Genomic DNA, 20353 nt, shown 5'->3' with positions numbered 1-20353 from the left:
TGGTGCAGCGGCAGGGAGAGTCCCCATCCCGTGTGCCTGCAGTCCGCCTCAACTATACGCGGCACAAGCAAAAGCCGGAATCAGTCGACCCCTCGGATCTTGACCACGAACACAGCGCCCAGCAGGCCGATGACGGCGGCCGTGGTGAACAGCGTGAGGTACCCCCCGAAGTAGGTAACGGCGAGGAATGCGAGGCCAGGCGCGAACACCTGCGGAAGGGAGTTCGCCACGTTGATGATGCCCATGTCCTTGCCCCTGTCTGCGGCCAGGGGAAGGACCTGCGTCAGCAGCGCGAAGTCAACGGCAAGGTAGGCTCCGAACCCAACGCCCAGGATGCCGGCTCCAATAAGGGCGCCGGTCCACACGGGGAAGAAGGCCATTGTCAGGCCCGCGACGGCAATGAGGGCGGAGGACCCGATCACAAACGGCTTCCGCCGGCCCAGCCGGTCGCTCCACGGCCCCGCAATCACGGCGGTGATCATCACCATCAGCGCGTAAATGCCGGTCAAGGTCAGGACCCCCAGGGCCGGATCCTGGTGCTTGAGGACATCCCGGAGGAAAAAGAGCAGATACACAATGGTCATCTGGTTGCAGACGTTGACCAGGAAACGCGTGAGCCAGGCCCAGGCGAAGTCCGGGTGGCGGGCCGGGCTGATCCAGAAGCCGCGCATGAACCCGGTCCAGGTAAACGGCGGCCGGGCTTCCCGCGGGAGCGGCGGATCGTTCCGGTGGAAGAGATACGGCACCACGGAGAAAAGCAGGGCGGCCGCACACATGGTGTACCCCACCACGAAGTTTCCCGAGACCACGGCCCCGAACACCGCGCCGAGGAGGATGCCCACCGTCTGGCCCATCGCCGCCAGGCCGCCCACGCCACCGCGCTGCAGGACCGGAACCCGGTCCGGGACGGCGGCGGTGATGGCCGCGTAGGCTGCGTTGGCACCCAGCTGGACCAGGCACCAGAAGAGGACCATGAGGGCCACGGCCGTGGCACCGGACATCGCCAGCAAGGCAGCGGTGCCCAGGATGGCACCCGCCAGGACCCACGGTGCACGCCGGCCGAAACCGGAGACAGTCCGGTCGGACAGGGCCCCAAAGAGCGGGTTGGCCACCAGCGAAACGGCGGCGCCACACCCCGTCACGAGGGACAAAATGGCTTCCTTGTTGCCCTCGTCAATGCCGATGGCCTGCTGTCCGATGAAGACGTTGATGGGGCCAAAGAAGGCGGCGTTGATGCCGACGTTGACCAGCACCAACCCGGTCACCCAGCGCGCGGTGACCTTTGTTGTCGGCTCGGCGAGCGCCGCCGTCGAGCTTTCCGGGTCCGTTCCGGGAACCGACGCAGCGCTGGGATCCGGTACTGCGGGTGTGTCGGACAGGCTCATGCTGTTCCCCCTGGAACGGTTGGTGATTCTGAAAATCAGACTATCGTGGGCTGCATCGCCCCGCTTGTCATACGGAGCGCGCATTGTGCGGCGAAGGACAGTGCGCAGCCCCCACGACACCGAACACCTGGAGATCCAATGACCGCATCTGCTGCAGGCAACACCACCAGCCCCGTCAACACCGCCGATCTGTACGACGAGCGCGGCGAGGAACTGGCCTCCGTATCACTCCAGTTCCAGTCCCTCGGCGGCCGTTCACACTTCAGCGGCCCGGTGCGGACCATCCGCTGCTTCCAGGACAACGCCCTGGTCAAGTCCACCCTGGCCACCCCCGGCAATGGCTCCGTGCTGGTGGTGGACGGCGGCGGTTCGCTGGGCACAGCCCTGATGGGGGACATGATCGCCGAGAGCGCCGTGGCGAACGGTTGGGCCGGCGTCGTGATTAACGGCGCCATCCGCGACCGCGAGGCGATCGCCCAACTGGATCTGGGCGTCAAGGCGCTGGGCAGCAACCCGCGCAAGAGCGCCAAGGCCGGCGCCGGTGAGGTTGACGTGGACGTAGTGCTCGACGGCGTGACCTTCCGTCCCGGCGCCACCGTCTGGTGCGATCCGGACGGCATCCTCGTGGAGCGCTGATTTGGGTCCTCCAGTTCGGGCGGGGGCCCGGGCGGGAGCGTCGGTTCCGGAAGAAATTTCTGGCAGCGGGAATGAAACGCGAACTAACATAGTTACTGAAAGCAACTATCGAGCGTGATCCCTTTTTCTTTCCTGGAGTAGCCATGTCCAAAACAACCGCTGTGCGTGCCGCCGGCGAAACTCTGACACAGCGTCAGATCGTCACCGTGATGGTGGGGCTCATGCTGGGCATGTTCCTGGCATCCCTGGACCAGACCATCGTGTCCACCTCCATCTACACCATCGCCAATGACCTGGACGGGCTGTCCCTCCAGGCGTGGGCCACCACCGCCTACCTCATCACGTCCACGGTCAGCACGCCGCTGTACGGCAAGCTCAGCGACATTTTCGGCCGCCGTCCGCTGTACCTGATCGCCATCGTCATCTTCCTGGTCGGCTCGCTTTACGCCGGCTCAGTGCACTCTATGACCGAACTGGCCATCGCCCGCGGCGTCCAGGGCCTGGGCGCCGGCGGGCTGCTGGCCCTCGCGCTGACCATCATCGGCGACATCGTGTCCCTGAAGGACCGTTCCAAATACCAGGGCTACTTCATGTCCGTGTTCGGCATCTCCTCCGTGCTCGGCCCGGTGGTGGGCGGCGCGTTCGCAGGGTCGGCCAACATCCTGGGCTTTGACGGCTGGCGCTGGGTGTTCTTCATCAACCTGCCCATCGGCCTGGCGGCCCTGGCCGTGGTGTTTATGTTCCTGCACCTGCCGGCCAAGCACGTGAAGCAGAAAATCGACTATTTCGGCGCAGCCGCCATCACGCTCGCCATCGTCCCGCTCCTCCTGGTGGCGGAACAGGGCCGCAGCTGGGGCTTTACGTCGCTGAACTCCTTCCTCTGCTACGGCCTGGGCGCGGTGGGCATCATCTGGTTCCTGCTGGCCGAAGAACGCGCCGGCGACTACGCCCTGATCCCGCTGCGCCTCTTCCGGAACGCTACTTTTGGCCTGTCCTCGCTGCTGAACTTCATCATCGGCATCGGCATGTTCGGCGCCATCGCCATGCTGCCCATGTACCTGCAGCTGGTCAAGGGGCTCACGCCCACCGAAGCCGGCCTGATGATGATCACCTTCACGCTCGGCATCCTGACCGGTTCCATCACCGCGGGCCGCACCATTTCGGCGTCGGGCACGTACCGGATCTTCCCCATTGTGGGTACTGGCGTCCTCACCGCCGCCGCGCTGGTCATGGGACTGTCCCTGGGCGTGGACACCGGGCTGTGGGTTCCCGGCGTGATCGCCGTGTTCTTCGGCATGGGCCTGGGTTTCTGCATGCAGCCGCTCACCCTGGCCATGCAGGTCTCCGTGCCCCCGAAGGACATGGGCGTGGGCACGTCCTCCGCCGCGTTCTTCCGCTCCATGGGCGGCGCCGTGGGCACGGCCGTGTTCATCTCCATGCTGTTCAGCCTGGCCGCGAGCCGGATCGCGGACACGATGAAGTCCACCATGTCCAGTGCCGACTACCAGGCCGTACTGCGCGACCCGGCCGTGGCGGCGGACCCCGCCAACGCCAAGCTCTACGAGTTCTTCCAGAACGGGGCATCGAACGAATCGCTCAATGACACCAGCTGGCTCCACACGGCCAACAGCGTGCTCACCCGCCCCATTACCGAGGGCTTCGCGTACGCGATCGACACCGTGATGATCACCGCGGCCGTCCTCACCGGGATCGCGTTCCTGATCAGCTTCGCCCTGCCGAACAAGAAGCTGACGGACCCGAAAGTTGCCCCGCGGGGAGACACAGCTGCGGTAGCGGCCCACTAGGGTCCCCGGTTCTGAAACAGGCGACGACGACGGCGATACACCCCGCCGTCGTCGTCTTTCTGTTTCGGAGGGTACAAGTCGCAAGTGGAACGGCGGGCGGTGACGTGCCACACTGTTTAGCGCGTGTGCGCCGGCCTGTGAGCCGGTACCGCAGCCGACGACGTCCGCACTCGCATCCACCCAACCCCAAACCCAGGGAGCACCATGCCCACCGTCAAGGAGCAGACCACCGCCAAGATCCCGCAGCGGGTGATCTGGCTGGCACTCGCAGGCGCGGTGGGCGGCTTCCTGTTCGGCTTCGACTCCTCCGTGGTGAACGGTGCAGTGGACGCCATCAAGGACGAGTTCGCGCTGTCCGAGGCCGTCACCGGCTTTGCCGTGGCCATCGCCCTGCTGGGCTGCGCGGCAGGCGCGTTCCTCGCCGGCAAAGTCGCCGACCGCTACGGCCGCATCCCCGCCATGAAGCTCGGCGCGCTGCTGTTCCTGGTCAGCGCCATCGGAACCGGCTTCGCCTTCGGCGTCTGGGACCTGATCTTCTGGCGCCTGGTGGGCGGTTTGGGCATCGGCCTGGCCTCGGTGATCGCACCGGCCTACATTTCCGAGATTTCCCCGCGGCAGGTCCGTGGCCGGCTGGCGTCGCTGCAGCAACTGGCCATCACCACCGGTATCTTTGCCGCACTCCTGTCCGACGCGCTCTTCGCCACCACCGCCGGCGGCGCGGACCAGGCGTTCTGGCTGGGCCTGGAAGCCTGGCGCTGGATGTTCCTCGCCGCAGCGCTTCCCGCCGTGGTCTACGGCTGGATCGCCTACACCCTCCCGGAATCCCCGCGGTTCCTGGTGTTCCAGGGCAAGGAAGACGAAGCCCGCAAGGTCTTCGACTCCATCGCCCCGTCCGAGGACACCGACCGGCACATGCGCGAGATCCAGGACGCGATCGAAGAGGACAAGCTGTCCGGCCAGAAGGGCTCGCTCCGGGGCAAGACGTTCGGCCTTCAGGCAGTGGTCTGGATCGGCATCATCCTCTCCGTCCTGCAGCAGTTCGTGGGCATCAACGTGATCTTCTACTACTCCACCACCCTGTGGAAGGCGGTCGGGTTCCAGGAAAAGGATTCGCTCACCATTTCCGTGGCAACCTCCATCACCAACATCCTGGTGACCCTCGTGGCCATCGCCCTGGTCGACCGGATCGGCCGCCGCCCCATCCTGTTGGCCGGCTCCATCGGCATGGCGGTCTCGCTGGGCACCATGGCGCTGGCGTTCTCCGCCGCGGTCGGTTCAGGCTCCGAGATCTCCCTCCCGGGTGCCTGGGGTTCGGTGGCCCTCGTGGCGGCCAACATCTTTGTGGTCAGCTTCGGCGCGTCCTGGGGCCCGCTGGTCTGGGTCCTCCTGGGTGAGATCTTCCCGTCCCGGATCCGTGCCCGCGCCCTGGGCCTGGCCGCTGCCGCGCAATGGGTGGCCAACTTTGCCATCACGCTCAGCTTCCCGGTGATGGCCGCCGCTTCCCTGCCGCTGACCTACGCCATGTACGCGCTGTTCGCGGCGGCGTCGTTCTTCTTTGTGATGTTCAAGGTGCCGGAGACCAACGGCATGTCCCTGGAGCAGGCCGAGACGCTGTTTGTGCCCAAGGGTTCCAAGAAGGCCTGACGCCGAGTCCGAGTGTAAGCTTCATGCCCTCATGGCTGGCGTCAAAGCCGAGCCGCTCGTAGAACCGGTGGGCTGCCGTCCGCGTCTTGTGCGTCGTCAGCTGCAGCAGCGTGCAGCCGCGGCGCCTGGATTCCTTGATCGCCCACCCCATGGCGGGCAGGTCCGCGGATACGGCGTGCCTGAGGCGGAAGGTCCCGCCGTCGATGTCGGCGGTCAGCAAGGCGGTCAGGGCGCCGGGGTTCGTGGTCATCTCCCCAGCATTCCACAAGGCTTGCGAACCTATTCCCCCCAGACCCTCTCTCACTTTCGGTGCCTTAAACGCCAACGCTCTCTCATCCAGGTGAGAGAGCGTTGGCCAAAAACCCCGCAGGATCTGCGAGAGGGTTCCGGAAAAATCCGCAGGAAGTGAGAGAGGGTCAGGCCGGGGCCTTCGCCCCTTCTGCCTGGCGTTCTTCCACCAGCGTGGACACAGCTGCGAACAGGGGGTGCTCCGGAGCCAGTCCGGTGATCCGGGCTGTGGCGTCTGCCGCCGAAGAAGACGCCAGGATCTGCGCGAGCTCGGTGGCCTCGGTGTCGGCGGGGTCGGTGAAGCGCAGGGCCGCGGCGATGGCACCCAGGAGCGCCTCGGGCACGATCCCGCGTTCGGCCAGTTCAGCCGCGGGGCCAATGAACCGTTCGTGCCGGCTGAGCTTGCGCATCGGGGCGCGGCCCACCCGGTTCACGGTGTCCGGCAGGTGGGGGTTGGAGAACCGGACCAGGATCTTCTGGACGTAGGCTTCCTGCTCGTCGTTGTTGAAGCCGTGCTTGGCCACGAGGAGCTGCTTGGTCTCCTCCAGAACGGCCCGGACATCCTCTGCAACGTCCTGGTCGGCCATGGCCTCGGAGATCTTTTCCAGCCCGGCTTCAAAGCCGAAGTACGCAGCGGAGGCGTGACCCGTATTCACCGTGAAGAGCTTCCGCTCGATGTAGGGCGAGAGCTCGTCCACAAAGGTTGCGCCCGGGATGACCGGCGCAGCATCGCCAAACGCCGTCCGGTCGATGACCCACTCGTAGAACGTCTCCACGGTCACGTCCAGGCCCTGCCCGGGCGCCTGGTTGGGCACAATCCGGTCCACGGCGGTGTTCGCAAATACCGCCGCGGCGTCCAGGGACCCGGCGGCGTCGTCCCAGAGGGCGGCGACTTCGGCCCGCAGGATGTCCGTGGCGTTGATGGCGTTCTCGCAGGCCATGACCTGCAGCGGCGCCAGCCCGGCAGCCCGCGCGGCGATGCCCTTGGCGATGGCGGGCGCGACGAACTTCAGGATGTGCGGCCCCACAGCGGTGGTGACGATGTCCGCCGTCGCGATTTCCCGCACCAGCGCCGCTTCCTGCGTGCCGGAGTTCAGCGCGCGGAAGTTGTCCACCGTCCGGACGGTGGGGCTCTCCCCCACCTCATGGACGTTGTAGCTGTCTGCTGCCGCCAGCTGGTCGATGAGCGCGTCCGCTACGTCCGCGAACACCACCTCATAACCGGCCTGGTGCAGCAGCAGCCCCACAAAGCCGCGGCCGATGTTCCCGGCTCCGAAATGTACCGCCTTCACTATGCGTTCACCTTTCCGAACAATTCCAGGACTTCCTCAACGGACGTGGCGGCTTCCAGCTGGGCCACCTGGGCCTTGTTGGTGAAGACCTTCGCGATGGAGGACAGGATGTGGAGGTGTTCGTTGTTGATGCCGGCCACGCCCACCACGAACTTGACCTGCTTGCCGTTCCAGTCGATGCCGTCCGGGTAGCGGATCACGGACACCGCGGATTTCAGGATGTGGTCCTTGGCGGCGTTGGTGCCGTGCGGGATGGCCAGGAAGCTGCCCATGTAGGTGGACACGGATTCCTCGCGCTCGTGCATGGCCGCGAGGTAGCCCTCGTCCACGGCGCCGCGGGCCAGGAGCAGGTGGCCTGCTTCGTCGATGGCGGCATCGCGGGTGGTGGCGGTGCCGTTGAGGATGACGCTGTCAGCCACCAGGATGTCGGAAGGCACGACGGCGGCCGGTGCTGCACCGGTGTCGGGTGCCGTGTCCATCGGGGCACTGGCAACGTGCGCGCCGTGGCCGGCGGCGGCAGCGGCACCGGCGGCGGCAGCACCGGCGTCGGGCGTTGCGCCTTCGGTGTTGCGTTCCTTGACCAGCTCCACAATCTCGTCGTACCGCGGGCTGTTCATGAAGTTATCCACCGAGAAGTGCGCGGCGCTGGACGTGACGGGCTTGGTGCGTTCGGTCAGGTCCTGGTGCGTGATCACCACGTCGTAGGTGTCACTGAGGTTGGCGATCGCGGCATTGGTGACCTTGACGTCCGGGAACCCGGCTGCCTTGATCTTGTTCCGCAGCACGGAGGCGCCCATGGCACTGGAGCCCATGCCGGCGTCGCACGCGAACACGATGTTCTTGATGGGGCCAGCCAGGACAGCCGTGCCCACCCCAGCACCGGCGCCGGTCAGCACCGAGGAGACGGAGCTCTTTTTGCCCTTCATCGCTTCCATCTTGGACGTGGCATCGCTCAGGTCCACCTCGTCGCTGTGCTTGGTGGTCTTCAGGATCACCGAGGCCACCAGGAAGGAGACCGTCATGGCGAGCACCACCGCGAGGATCACCCCGACGTAGCTGTCACGGGAGGTCTGGGCGAGCACGGCGATGATCGAACCAGGCGCCGCCGGCGCAACGAGGCCGGAGCCGGTGATGGCCAGGGTGGCGATACCCGTCATGCCGCCGGCGATCGCGGCCAGGATCAGCAGCGGGCGCATCAGGACGTACGGGAAATAGATTTCGTGGATGCCGCCGAAGAAGTGGATGATCGCTGCGCCGGAGGCCGAACCCTTGGCCAGGCCCTTCCCGAAGAACATGTACGCGAGCAGGATGCCCATGCCGGGGCCAGGGTTGGCTTCGAGCAGGAACAAAATGGACTTGCCCTGCTCCAGCGACTGCTGGATGCCCAGCGGGGTCAGCACGCCGTGGTTGATGGCGTTGTTCAGGAACAGCACCTTTGCGGGCTCGATGAAAATGCTGGTGAGCGGCAGCAGGCCGTTGTTGACCAGGAACTGGACCACATTGCCGGCGGCCGTGCTGAAGGCCTGGACCAGCGGGGAGATGCCGTAGAAGCCCAGCATCGCCAGCAGCGCGCCCCAGATTCCGGCCGAGAAGTTGTTGACCAGCATTTCGAAGCCGGGGCGGATCTTGCCCTCCCACAGGAGGTCGATCTTCTTCATGGTCCAGCCACCCAGGGGGCCCATGATCATGGCGCCGATGAACATCGGGATGCCGGCGCCCACAATGACGCCCATGGTGCCGATGGCTCCCACCACGCCGCCTCGGACGTCGTAGACCATCCGGCCGCCGGTGTAGGCGATCAGCAGCGGCAGCAAGTAGGTGATCATGGGGCCAACGAGGCCCACATTGGGCACTCCCTCGTCGTTGGTGCCGAAGCCGCCGAGGGCAGGGACCGGGATCCAGCCCTTCTCAATGAACAGGGCCGTGATGAGGCCCCACGCGATGAACGCGCCGATGTTGGGCATGATCATTCCGGACAGGAACGTCCCGAACTTCTGGACGTGAACCCGCAGGCTGGTGCGGGGTTTCGCAACTGTCTCTGTTGCCATGTGCTTTCCTAACCGTCTTTCCTGCTGCAGCGCAGGATGGGTCCGATACTTACGACGACGTGCTGGTGGAGATTCGGTGAAGCCATTCGAGGAACAGTTTGAGTTCCGAGCTTGAGAGCTGGTCTGAGTGCGATGCCTGAAGCGCGGCATTCAAGGCAATCGCTGCCACCACCACCGAGGACTTCCCGGAGTCTTCCGGGGCGGCCCCTTCGGCTTCTGCCGCAGCCACCGCAAAGATCATGGCGTCCCGGGTCATGATGGACAGTTCAAGGTTCCGTTCGGCGGCGGGTTCCGCAATCAGCATCAAGGTCACACCCACGTTGGCGGCCAGGATGGACCTGGCTGCTTCGCGCGGCTGGACATTCAGCTGGCCCGCTGCCGCCGCTTTGTTCAGCATCTCCTCCATGAGCGCCTCAGCATCGGCAACGATGGCGGGGCGGCTTTCCGGGCGGATATTGCCGAACATCACCAGGTACAGTTCCGGCTGCTTGAGCCCGAACTGGACGTGGTTATCCCACATCCGCCGGATGTCTTCCAGCGGATTTCCGGACGGGGCAAAGTCCCTTTCGCCCGCAACATACTCTTCAAAACCTGCGGCGACGACGGCGTCGAAGAGACCCTCCTTGTCACCGAAGTGGTGGTACAGCGTGGGCGCCGTAACCCCTGCCAGCTGCGTGATCTGGCGGGTGGAGACGGATGCTCCCGCGGACTTTGCCAGCAATTCGGCCGCTGCACGCAACAGACGCATTTTGGGGGGAAGCTGGCCATCCAAACTCATAGCCGCTACCCTATCACCTATAGCATTGCTATATGAACTGAATCACATACAATTTTTTCAGGCACGTTTCCGCCCTCGCACATAGTGGTCGCGGCGGCCCCGGCATGGCGCCGGGATAACCTTGGCGGGCCTGGCTACCGGCAGAGAATGAGGACCTTCAGTGCAGACCTTCCCAGGAGTTGGCGTCAGCCCCGGCCGCATCATCGGAACCATCCGGCAGATGCCCAAACCGATCAGCGAACCCCCCGCAGGCGAGCAGCTGGCCGGCAGTACGTCCGCCGAAGAAGCCACGGCCGGGCTCAAGGCAGCGTCTCAGTCCGTCCACGACGAACTTAAGGCCCGGGCCGCGCACGCCACCGGAGACGGCAAGGCCGTCCTGGAGGCCACAGCGCTGATGGCCAAGGACACCATGCTGATCAAGGGCGCGGCCAAGCTCATTGCCCGCGGCCTCTCGAGCGAGCGGGCCATCTGGGAATCCGGTTCCTCCGTCGCGGAGATGCTCCATAACCTGGGCGGCTACATGGCCGAACGCGCCACCGACGTCCTGGACGTCCGCGCCCGGATCGTGGCGGAACTCCGCGGCGTCCCTGCGCCCGGCATCCCTACCTCCAGCACGCCCTTCATCCTGGTTGCCGAGGACCTTGCACCGGCCGACACCGCAACCTTGGACCCGAACAAGGTCCTGGCCCTCGTTACAGCCGGCGGCGGCCCGCAGTCCCACACCGCCATCATTGCGCGTTCGCTTGGCCTGCCGGCCGTCGTGGCTGCTGTAGGGGTGGACGAACTCCCTGACGGCACGGAAGTCTATGTTGACGGCGCCGCGGGCAGCATCACCGCCGATCCCGACACCTCACTGCGTGCCGCAGCGGATGCGTGGGCGGCCACAGCTTCCCTACTGGCCGAGTTCAGTGGCACGGGCACGACGGCGGACGGCCACCTGGTGCCGCTGCTCGCCAATGTGGGCGGCGGCAAGGACGCCGAGGCGGCCGCCAAGCTGGGCGCCCAGGGCGTGGGCCTTTTCCGCACCGAATTCTGCTTCCTCGAACGGGACTCCGAGCCCAGCGTGGAGGAACAGGCCGCGGCCTACAAGAGCGTTTTTGATGCGTTCCCGGGAAAGAAAGTGGTTCTGCGTACGCTCGACGCCGGCGCCGACAAGCCGCTGCCGTTCCTGACCGACTCCACGGAGCCCAACCCTGCCCTGGGCGTCCGCGGCTACCGCACGGACTTCACCACACCGGGCGTGCTGGACCGCCAGCTCGAAGCCATCGCCTTGGCCGAGAAGCAGTCCAAAGCGGACGTCTGGGTCATGGCCCCAATGATCTCGACGGCGGAAGAGGCGGCCCGCTTCGCCTCTATGTGCGCCGACGCCGGCATCAAGACGCCCGGCGTGATGGTTGAAGTCCCCTCCGCCGCACTCACCGCCGAGGCCATCCTGCGCGAGGTGGGTTTCGCGAGCCTTGGCACCAACGACCTCACCCAGTACGCCATGGCGGCCGACCGCCAGCTGGGCCCGCTGGCCAACCTCAACACCCCGTGGCAGCCTGCCGTGCTGCGCCTCGTGGGATTGACAGTGGAAGGCTCCCGCGCGGAAGGCCACAACAAGCCCGTGGGCGTCTGCGGTGAGGCGGCCGCTGACCCGGCCCTCGCCGTCGTACTTACCGGGCTGGGCGTCAACACCCTGTCCATGACCGCGCGGTCCTTGGCCGCCGTGGCCGCGGTGCTGAAGACCGTTACGCTGGCCGAGGCGCAGCAGCTGGCCAAGCTGGCCCTGTCCGCGCCCAGCGCCACCGAAGCCAAGGCCTGGGTACGGGAAAAGCTGCCCGTCCTCGAAGAACTCGGCCTCTGACCGGCCGGTTCGGACCAACCGCCCGCCTTCGACCCACCGCCCGCCGCTAGCCACAAAGAAGCACCACCAGGAGGAACAATGCCCGAACGCATCGCCACCATCGCCAGCCGCTCCGGCCTTCACGCGCGCCCCGCCGCGCTGTTTGCGGAAGCCGCCGGAGACGTGGGAGTTGAGGTCACGATTGCCATGCAGGGCGACCCGGAGGACGACGCACTGGACGCTTCGAGCATCCTGTCGCTGATGACCCTGGGCGCCGCCAAGGGCGATGTTGTGGTGCTCCGGGCTGAAGGTGACGGCGCCGACGCGGCCCTGGATTCGCTGGTCAAGCTCCTGGAAACGGACCTCGACGCCGAATAGCGTCTGCTTCGCCGTTTCGATGGTTCCCTGCCGGATCGACGCTCGGCGGGGCGCCTCGACCGGGACCTGTTGAACGCGGCACGACAGGGCGACGCTCATGGCAGCGAGGCGACGGCCATGTCCGTGATCGAAGCCGGGTTCCAGCGGCGCCCGGAGGCGACGGACGCCGGGAAGCTGCCGCTGCGCCTGCCGTGGCTGGAGTGCGGTGCAGGCGTCGGATTCTGCTCCGTCATTCGCGCGTTCCGGAGAAGCGGCCGCGCCGGTCCGGGGCTTGCCTTCGCGTGGATCGGAATGACTGAGCAGAATCCTCCGCTGTCAGCGCACGCCTGAGCCCGGGGGCGTCCCGAACCGGCTCGGCCCAGGAAGTGCCCGGGTTAGGCTTCTGGCATGGCACTGATAGCTCCACGCGTAACGGCTGGCCTGCCCGCCGACGACGCCCTGAACCTCGCGCGTTCCCTCCGGGACAGCAACGACATCACCGTGTTCGTGGACGGCACGGTCCACCGGCTGACGCCCCAGGCGAGGGACGCCGTCGTGGACCTGCTCGCTCGGCTGGGCCGCGGCGAAGCGGTGACCGTCAGCAGCGTGGAGGAAATGCTCACCACGTCCCAGGCGGCCGAACTCGCCGGGATTTCCCACACGTACCTGCGCAACATGACCGATCGCGGCGAGATCCCCGTGGAATACCGCGGCACGCACCGCCGGATCAGGCTGGCCGCCATCATGGCCTGGCTGGACCGGCAGAAGAAGCTTGACCAGCCAGAGCAGCCAGAGCAGACCTAGCCCCGTCGTGAGCTGGCTCAGGGGTGGGCGGGTCCCGGGCGTTGAGTCCCGGCGCGCGGGCTAGATCCGCGGACGCGCCGCCCAGCGCCGCATCTTCAGTGCGGCGTGGAGTTCCAGCCGGGGCATCCCCTTCAGCGGGTCCACGCCCAGGAGCTGCCGGATGCGGCCCAGCCTGTTGTAGATGCTGCTGCGGTGCAGGTGGAGTTTGGTGGCCACGTCCTGGACTGATCCGTCATTATCGTAGATGAGCTCCAGTACGGGGAGCAGCTCATCGTTGCGGTCGTGGTCCTCCAGCATCCGCACATATACGGACCCGGAGTCAGCCCAGGCGCCGGCTCCCCCGCCCGCCGACGCCAGCAGCTGGTACACACCGGTGGCGCGGCAGTCCACCAGTTCGCCCAGCTGGGGGTCCACAGCCGCCGCCTGAGCCGCCTGCTTGGACTGCCGGTATGCCTCGGCAAGCTCGCGCGGCTTGGCAAAACCCTCGCTGATGCCCAGGATGATGCGGTGCACGGGCCGGCCCGAACGTTTGGCCAGCTCCAGCTGGTAGTGGACCAGCACCTGGGCATGGTTTGCCCGGCCCACCGACTCACGGAACAGCACCACCGAATGGGTTTCCGTGCCGGCGCTGAACAGCGCCACGTCCACCCCCACCGTGGCCTGCAGGGCGGCTGAGCGGTGGATCAGCGTGGAAGCAATGGGATCCGGGCCGCCGGCCCAGCCATCGGCGTCGAGCACGGTAACCATCTGCCACGGCCCCTTGCCCTGGATTTCCTTCCAGCCCGCCACGGCGGCCACCGCGTTGGCCTCGCCGGAACAGGCGGCCAGGAACTCGCGTTCGCGGCCCCGCCGGAACTCGGACTCGGCGGTGTTGGAGTCCAGCAGCAGGCCGGAAAGCAGCTCAATCTCCGGGGTCACGTCCGGCAACTGGGAGAGGATCGCCGTCGGACTTTCCTCTGCCGAGTCCTGCTGCACCCAGAGGTAGCCGACGCGGAAACCGCGCACCATCAACGGAACACACACCCGGCCCAGCATCCCCAGTTCCTGGTTGGCGGGAATCGCTACCGGGCGGACCGCCGTGGCGATGCCATGGGAAAGCTGCCAGGCGCTGACATCGGCCGGGACCCGCTTGCTCAACAAAAAGTTCACCCGGACCCGGTCCGCGTGGGACTGGTTGGAGCTGTAAGCCAGCAACAGGCCGTCCAGGTCCTCCAGCGACAGTCCCCGGCCAAGCTTCTGCGCCACCTGCTCCACCAGTTGTTCCACGTCATGCTGCATGGGGTAACCCTACTGCTCCGGCAGGCATCCGGGCGAACGAACAGCAGGCGACACCTGACGCTCTCACGCTGAACGTTTGTCGACCAACGAGAGCAAAAATTCCCGGAATGACGCTAAGTATGCGTGCCCCGGACCCCGCTTTCCTGTCAGCTGGGTCACAGCCGGATTTATTCTGGAATCACAACCTTCCCCGCAATTTCGGGCCTACGCGGCCTGAGAATATGGAGCCACAAATGATCATCGGTGTCCCCAAAGAGATCAAGAACAACGAATTCCGCGTCGCCATCACCGCTGCTGGCGTTCACGAGTTCCGCACCCACGGCCACACGGTCCTGGTGGAACGCGGCGCAGGCTTGGGCTCAGGGATCACGGACGAGGAATACGCCATCGCCGGCGCCGAAATCGTTGCCGAGGCCGATGACGTCTGGGCCCGCGCAGACATGGTCATGAAGGTCAAGGAACCCATCAAAGCCGAGTACCACCGCTTCCGCAAGGGCCTGATCCTCTTCACCTACCTCCACCTCGCCGCCGAACCGGAACTCACGCAGGCGCTCATCAACTCCGGCGTCACCGCCATCGCGTACGAGACCGTGCAGGAAGGCCGGACGCTGCCGCTGCTGGCCCCCATGTCCGAGGTTGCCGGCCGACTGTCCGTGCAGGTCGGCGCCACTTCCCTGATGGCACCCGCTGGCGGCAAGGGCGTGTTGCTCGGCGGCGTACCGGGCGTCCGCCCGGCCAAGGTGGTTGTCCTGGGCGCCGGTGTTGCCGGCACCAATGCCGCCGCGATGGCCCTGGGCCTGGGCGCCGACGTCACCATCCTGGACATCAACATCAACCGCCTCCGCGAGCTCGACGCCCAGTACCAGGGCCGGCTCAAGACGGTTGCCTCCAACTCCTACGAGATCGAGAAGTCCGTCGTCGACGCCGACCTCGTCATCGGCTCCGTGCTGATTCCGGGCGCCAAGGCCCCCAAGCTGGTCACCAACGAGCTCGTCTCCCGCATGAAGCCCGGCTCCGTGCTCGTGGACATCGCGGTGGACCAGGGCGGCTGCTTCGAGGACACGCACCCCACCACGCACCAGGAACCGACGTACAAGGTCCACAACACGATCTTCTACTGCGTTGCCAACATGCCGGGCGCCGTACCCAACACGTCCACCTACGCGCTGACCAACGTCACCCTGCGCTACGCCGTGGCCCTGGCCAACCTGGGCGTCAAGGCCGCCTTCGACCGCGACCCGTCCCTCGCCGCCGGCCTCAACATCGCCGGCGGCAAGGTTGCTCACCGCTCGGTCTCCGAGGCGCACAACCTGCCCCTCGTTTCGGATTGGCACGAGCTGGTTTCTGCATAACAACCCCATCGATTGCTCCACAAGCGCCCTAATGGGGACCGGAAGCGGCGCTTGTGGAGCAGCCGATTCAAAATAATCGAGTACGACGGCGGGTCCCCGGCTTCCAAGCGAAACCGGGGACCCGCCGTCGTACTTTACTCGTTGTGCATCAGTGGTTGTGCGTCAGGCGCCCGCGTCAGCCGCCGATCGCGCGGAGGGCGTTCACCTGGCCGTGGCCGTTGAACCCGTTGTAGCCGGCACCCCCCTGGCACACCTGAGGTGCGCCGTTGTCCGTTGCAGGGAACGGGGCGTACACACTCATGTCAGCCGGGCAGTCCATCTTGTCGGCGGTGGTGTTGATCCGCGATGCCACGGTGCCCGGGTTGCTGACTCCGGTGCTGACCACCAGCGCCGCGACACCGGCAACGTGAGGTCCGGCCATCGATGTGCCTTGCAGGTAGCAGTACGTGGCGCCGCTCGGGTCGATCACCCTGCGGGCGCACGGTGCGGCGGGCGGCCAAGCGGAGAGCACGCGGCCGTTAGTGGCGGCCGCCGTCTGCTGCAGGATCGAGTCTCCACCAGGCGCGATCACGCTGACGGCGCCCACACCGTAGCTGGAGTAGAACGATTTGATCAGCTTGTTGCCGTTGGCGCTCACGCCGATCACGCCGGGAACTTCCACCGGAACCACGGCGCAGGCGTTGGTGATGTCGCGCGTGACCGGGGTGGTGTTATCCGGGCTGGTGACATCCTGGGTGGGATGAGCCAGGTCGTCTGACTGATTGCCTGCCGAGGCCACAATTGTGGTGCCGTTTTGCTGGGCGAAGCGGATGGCCCGGCGCTCGGCTTCCCAGATGGCCCGCTGGGTGGGGTCATTCTTGCAGTTGAAGAGCCAGGGATCGGCAAAGTAGCTGTTGTTGGTGACCTGGATACCGTTCGATCCTGCCCACATGAAGGCGCAGACCACGGCCTCGGGGTAGAAGAATCCGTCGTCGTCGCCGGCCTTGATCCCGGCAATCTTCACGTTCGGCGCAACGCCCACCATGCCGATGCCGTTCTTGGCGGCGGCGATGGTTCCCGCCGTGTGGGTGCCGTGGCCGTTGTTATCCATCCAGGCCGCCGGATCCGTGTTCGGGACGCCGCCAACGCAGGAAACGCTCCTGGAGAAATCAACGTTCGGGGCAAGGTCCGGGTGCGTGTAGTCCAGTCCGGTGTCGATGTCGCCCACTACCACCGAGGTGCTGCCACCATTGATCGCCCGGGCGGCCGGGGCCTGGATCTGGTCCATATCCCATTGGAGTGCGGCCAGGTTGTCATCGCCGGGTGCCGGGGCGCCGAGTGCTATGGCCGCCACAGCCGCACCGGAGTTGTCGTCTTCGACAGCCACGGCGAAGCCGGCTGTGGAAGCGGCCCCCTGAATAGAAGAGTCTGCTGCGCGCAGGGCCGCATCAAAGCCGCCGCGGTCCGACTTTACGATTGCCACACCGATCTGCGGATAAGCCTGCACCACCGTGCCGCCGGCGCCCTGCACTGCCGCAAGCGAAGCGCGGGAAACGCCGTTGGCCTTGTACAGGACAATATAGGTCTGGGTTCCGGCTTGGGCATTTGCCTGCATTCCGGTTTGGACAGACTGCCCATTGGCCGACAACGCCGCAGGAGCCGCGGCGGTCGAAAGGCCAATGGCGAGGGCTAGTGCCCCGATTGGCGCCACAAGCTTGGTGAATCTTTGCATGGTGTGCTCCAATTCTGCCGGCGGGCACCACGCGATCGCAGGTGCCGCTGGCAAGAGTCAATCGATCACGATCCTGACGGCTGATTGCCTCGGATCCTTCCGGGCTACACCTGCCCAACAATTCGGTATCACCCGCAACAAGTGACATTAGTGACTCACCTCACGCAATTTCAATAGCCGGCGGTTCCGTAAGCCCGGGCTGATTCGATAATCTTCAGCACCTCGACGGCGTCTGCCGGGTCTACCGGGAGAGGCAGCTTGGAGGTGGCGCCGCCGTCGTCGATCTTGGCTGCCAGGAGCCGGTAGAACTCGGGGTAGGCACCTCGTTCCGTGGGCAGCGGATCGAGGTGGCCATCGCGGCCCAGGGATCCTGCCCATTCCGGTGCCTCAACGCCGTATTCAGTGTCCAGCGGGCCGCCGCCGGCAACTATGTACGGTTCCTGCGGGTCGATCCCGTGCTTGGTGAACGCGCCAGTGGATCCGAGAATGCGGAAGCGCGGGCCCTGCTGGGCGCAAAGCATGTTCATGCTCAGGTGGCTGGTCACCCCGGACCCGTGGTTGAGCACCAGGAAAACGTCGTCGTCCACCTTCTCGTGCGGACGCCGCGCCTGCAGTTCCGCGTGGGCCACGGCGGCTGGACCGAACAGCAAAAGCGCCTGGTCGATAAGGTGCGTGCCCAGGTCGAACAGCACGCCGCCGCCGTCCGCCGCCGTGGCGCTGGCTTTCCACGCCTTGGAGATGTCCGGGGACCAGCGCTCGAAGCTGGACTCAAAGCGGGTCACGGCACCCAAGGCTTCGCCGGCCAGCAATTTCCGGACCGTGAGGAAATCGCCGTCCCAACGCCGGTTCTGGAAGACCGTGAGCACCCGGCCCAGCCGCTTCGCGAGGGCGATCAGTTCCTGCCCCTCGGCAGATCGGACCGCGAACGGCTTGTCGACGACGACGTCGAGGCCGGCTTCCAGGGCGGCCTTCGCCAGCGGGAAGTGGGTGGCCGGCGGGGTTCCCAGCACCACAAGGTCAAGGTCACTGGCGAGCGCAAGGACCGCATCGCCGTCGGGCACTGTCTTGGTGCCGGGGTACCGCTGCATCGCGGCAGCCTGCCGGCCGGCGTCGGACGTGGCGATGACGTCCAGCGCGTAGCGGGGGTCCGCCGCGATGAGCGGCGCGTGGAAAACGCTCCCTGACAGGCCATAGCCGACGACGGCGGTGCGGATACGGTGTTCGGGTTCAGTCCAGGTCATAGGGGAAACGGTACCCGTACGCTCTCTCACTTAGTGTGCATTAACGCCAAACGCTCTCTCACTTCCCGCGGATGACTTGCCGGAAGTGAGAGAGCGTTGGCCAAAAACCTGCGTTAAGTGAGAGAGCGTTGCAGGGAGGGTGTTACTTTTTGATCCAGCCCAGGGTGGACCAGTCCGGAACCTGCGAGAGGCTCTGGAACAGGGACGGACCGTAGTTGGCCAGGCCTGTGCGGACGAAGGAGATCTGCGGGCCGTTCATCACAACACCCATGGAGAAGTACTTGGCCATGTGCTCCTTTTCAACGTCCATGGCTGCCTTGTTGCGCTCGGCGTTGTCCTCGATGGAGGCAAGATCGGCGATCTTCTTGTCCAGCTCGGCATCGCCAAGACCGTTTTCGTTGACCTTGGAGTCGTAGTACTGCTTGACGGCATCGGTGGAATCCGGGCCAACGGTGTAGCCGGAGACGCTCATGTCGAAGTCGCGGCCGCCGATGACCTTGCCGAAGTCGGCGGAGGCGCGCTGGTCAATGCCAACATCCATGCCGCCGGCCTGGAGCTGCTTCTGCAGGGTCTGGGTAAAGGCAAGGGTGGTGGGGTCGTCACCGAAGTTGCTGATCTTGAAGGCGGCGGGCTTGCCGTCCTTCTCCATGATGCCGGCGGCGTTGGGCGCGTAGCCGGCGTCGGTCAGGACCTTCTTGGCAACGTCCGCGCCGGTTTCCTTCACCGGGTAGTTGTCCTGGTAGTAGTCCGAGAACGGCAGGACCATCATGGAACCGGAGCTGGGCTCTTCCCAGTTCAGGCCATTGAAGCGGACCTTGCGGAGGGCTTCGCGGTCAACGGCGGCGAAGATGGCCTCGCGGACCGCGACGTCGGTGATCTTCTGGGCGTTGATGTTCATGCCACCGGCGAAGAGGCGCTGGCCACGGCGGACCTCGGAGTCCTTGGTGCCCTCAAGCTGCTTGTACAGGGCGATGGTGTTCGCGGACATGGCGTCGATCTCGCCGTTCTTGAAAGCGGCGATCTGGGCGCTGGTTTCCAACTGGCGGAAGACGACGCTTTCCAGGACCGGCTTGGTGCCCCACCACTTGTCGTTGGGAACCATGGTGACGGTCTTGGCTGCGGCGTCGTACTGGTCCACCTTGAAGGGGCCGGCCATCCATTCCGGATGCATTTCGCCCACGAAGCCTTCGTTGAAGAGCGCAGGTGTATTCACGGCCGGGTGGATCAGGCCGAAGAAGAGCGAATCCACGGGGTAAACCGGCTGGGTGGTCTTGACGATAATTTCTTTGTCGCTGCTGCCAGCCTCGACGGACTCAACGAATTCGTAGGCCCCCGAGCTCACGATGTCGTAGCCGGCATCCGGGCTCTTCAGAATGTTCCAGGTGTTCTGGAAGGCCTTGATGTCGATCGGGGTGCCGTCGTTGTACGTGGCCTTGTCGTTGACCTTGATGGTGACGGTCTGCTTGCCGTCCACAACCTTGCTCTCCACCGACTCGCAGAAGTCCTTGTTCGGCGTTGCCTTGCCGACGAAGTCGACCTTCCAGCAACCGCCGATGCCGCCACTGTTCACGGCCACCGGGTTGATCGGGGCCATCATCGCGGAGTTATCCGAGCTGTTGCCGTTGTTGGAGAACCCGTTGAAATCCGGCCCGATGCTGCCCAGCGGCAGGGTGACCTTGCCACCAGGCTCAAGATCAGCGGCCGGCTTTTCGTTGATGCTGATGAGCTTGGCCAGGTCACTGCCCGTTCCCTGCCCCTTCGCGGTTTCCGGTCCGGTGGGTGTTCCGCCACCGCCGCAGGCCGTCAGCGTCAGGGCTGCGGCAATGGCCGCTGCGCCGCCGATCTTGGTCAGATTCCTCATGGTTTTCCCTTCATAGGTGCGGGTGGTGCTTGTGATGGGTCGAAAAAA

The 20353-nt window shown here is 65.7% G+C and carries 16 protein-coding genes and 1 pseudogene; 8 read left to right on the top strand and 9 right to left on the bottom strand.

Annotation, left to right across the window (positions count from 1 at the left end):
• Window positions 1–80 precede the first annotated feature (80 nt).
• Window positions 81–1385, bottom strand: a complete 1305-nt coding sequence (locus ASG77_RS05085; RefSeq protein WP_056341949.1) for an MFS transporter — start codon at window positions 1383–1385, stop codon at window positions 81–83.
• A 138-nt stretch (window positions 1386–1523) separates the two neighbouring features.
• Between ASG77_RS05085 and rraA the strand changes: the two genes are divergently transcribed.
• The 3 genes from rraA to ASG77_RS05070 all read left to right on the top strand — a co-directional run bounded on the left by rraA (window position 1524) and on the right by ASG77_RS05070 (window position 5470).
• On the top strand, window positions 1524–2021 hold the full coding sequence (gene rraA / locus ASG77_RS05080) for a ribonuclease E activity regulator RraA (RefSeq protein WP_056341946.1): 498 nt from the start codon (window positions 1524–1526) through the stop codon (window positions 2019–2021).
• 143 nt (window positions 2022–2164) lie between these two features.
• Entirely contained in the window at window positions 2165–3826 is a 1662-nt protein-coding gene (locus ASG77_RS05075) for an MDR family MFS transporter (RefSeq protein WP_056341943.1), read from the top strand.
• Between the two features lie 204 nt (window positions 3827–4030).
• Complete coding sequence (locus tag ASG77_RS05070) at window positions 4031–5470, top strand: sugar porter family MFS transporter (protein WP_056341940.1); 1440 nt, start codon at window positions 4031–4033, stop codon at window positions 5468–5470.
• 10 nt (window positions 5471–5480) lie between these two features.
• Here ASG77_RS05070 and ASG77_RS22450 read toward each other — a convergent pair.
• The 4 genes and pseudogenes from ASG77_RS22450 to ASG77_RS05055 all read right to left on the bottom strand — a co-directional run.
• Window positions 5481–5615: pseudogene (locus ASG77_RS22450) on the bottom strand (GNAT family N-acetyltransferase); the annotation flags it as partial.
• 271 nt (window positions 5616–5886) lie between these two features.
• Window positions 5887–7050, bottom strand: a complete 1164-nt coding sequence (locus ASG77_RS05065; RefSeq protein ID WP_056341937.1) for a mannitol-1-phosphate 5-dehydrogenase — start codon at window positions 7048–7050, stop codon at window positions 5887–5889.
• Window positions 7050–9098, bottom strand: coding sequence for a PTS mannitol transporter subunit IICBA (locus ASG77_RS05060; RefSeq protein WP_056341934.1), 2049 nt, complete (start codon window positions 9096–9098; stop codon window positions 7050–7052). Before ASG77_RS05060 ends, ASG77_RS05065 begins: the two co-directional genes overlap by 1 nt.
• 49 nt (window positions 9099–9147) lie before the next feature.
• Window positions 9148–9876 carry a TetR/AcrR family transcriptional regulator gene (locus ASG77_RS05055; RefSeq protein WP_056341931.1) on the bottom strand — a complete coding sequence of 243 codons (729 nt, stop codon included), beginning with the start codon at window positions 9874–9876 and terminating at the stop codon, window positions 9148–9150.
• 160 nt (window positions 9877–10036) lie between these two features.
• Between ASG77_RS05055 and ptsP the strand changes: the two genes are divergently transcribed.
• The 4 genes from ptsP (at window position 10037) to ASG77_RS05035 (ending at window position 12862) form a co-directional block, all read left to right on the top strand.
• On the top strand, window positions 10037–11722 hold the full coding sequence (gene ptsP / locus ASG77_RS05050; RefSeq protein WP_056341929.1) for a phosphoenolpyruvate--protein phosphotransferase: 1686 nt from the start codon (window positions 10037–10039) through the stop codon (window positions 11720–11722).
• Window positions 11723–11800: 78 nt separating this feature from the next.
• A complete protein-coding gene (locus ASG77_RS05045; RefSeq protein ID WP_056341927.1) occupies window positions 11801–12079 on the top strand; it encodes an HPr family phosphocarrier protein in 279 nt (92 codons plus the stop codon).
• Between the two features lie 117 nt (window positions 12080–12196).
• A complete protein-coding gene (locus ASG77_RS05040; RefSeq protein WP_056341925.1) occupies window positions 12197–12409 on the top strand; it encodes a hypothetical protein in 213 nt (70 codons plus the stop codon).
• A 57-nt stretch (window positions 12410–12466) separates the two neighbouring features.
• Window positions 12467–12862, top strand: coding sequence for a helix-turn-helix domain-containing protein (locus tag ASG77_RS05035; protein ID WP_056341923.1), 396 nt, complete (start codon window positions 12467–12469; stop codon window positions 12860–12862).
• Window positions 12863–12922: 60 nt separating this feature from the next.
• Here the strand turns inward: ASG77_RS05035 and ASG77_RS05030 are convergent, their stop codons facing one another.
• Window positions 12923–14140: a PucR family transcriptional regulator gene (locus tag ASG77_RS05030; RefSeq protein ID WP_056341921.1), complete on the bottom strand. Its 1218-nt coding sequence runs from the start codon at window positions 14138–14140 to the stop codon at window positions 12923–12925.
• A gap of 233 nt (window positions 14141–14373) precedes the next feature.
• Here ASG77_RS05030 and ald point away from each other — a divergent pair, with 233 nt between their 5' ends.
• Complete coding sequence (gene ald, locus ASG77_RS05025) at window positions 14374–15492, top strand: alanine dehydrogenase (RefSeq protein ID WP_056341919.1); 1119 nt, start codon at window positions 14374–14376, stop codon at window positions 15490–15492.
• A gap of 175 nt (window positions 15493–15667) precedes the next feature.
• On the opposite strand, the gene ASG77_RS05020 is transcribed toward ald, so the two are convergent.
• The 3 genes from ASG77_RS05020 to ASG77_RS05010 all read right to left on the bottom strand — a co-directional run bounded on the left by ASG77_RS05020 (window position 15668) and on the right by ASG77_RS05010 (window position 20305).
• Window positions 15668–17203 carry a S8 family peptidase gene (locus ASG77_RS05020; RefSeq protein ID WP_056341917.1) on the bottom strand — a complete coding sequence of 512 codons (1536 nt, stop codon included), beginning with the start codon at window positions 17201–17203 and terminating at the stop codon, window positions 15668–15670.
• Window positions 17204–17373: 170 nt separating this feature from the next.
• Window positions 17374–18444 (bottom strand): Gfo/Idh/MocA family protein, encoded by a 1071-nt coding sequence (locus ASG77_RS05015; protein WP_056341914.1) that lies wholly within the window; start codon window positions 18442–18444, stop codon window positions 17374–17376.
• A gap of 142 nt (window positions 18445–18586) precedes the next feature.
• Window positions 18587–20305 carry an ABC transporter family substrate-binding protein gene (locus ASG77_RS05010; protein WP_056341909.1) on the bottom strand — a complete coding sequence of 573 codons (1719 nt, stop codon included), beginning with the start codon at window positions 20303–20305 and terminating at the stop codon, window positions 18587–18589.
• Window positions 20306–20353: the final 48 nt, after the last annotated feature.

The organism is Arthrobacter sp. Soil762, assembly GCF_001428335.1.
Classification (GTDB): Bacteria; Actinomycetota; Actinomycetes; order Actinomycetales; family Micrococcaceae; genus Arthrobacter.
This window is presented reverse-complemented; position numbering and strand designations above follow the sequence as displayed.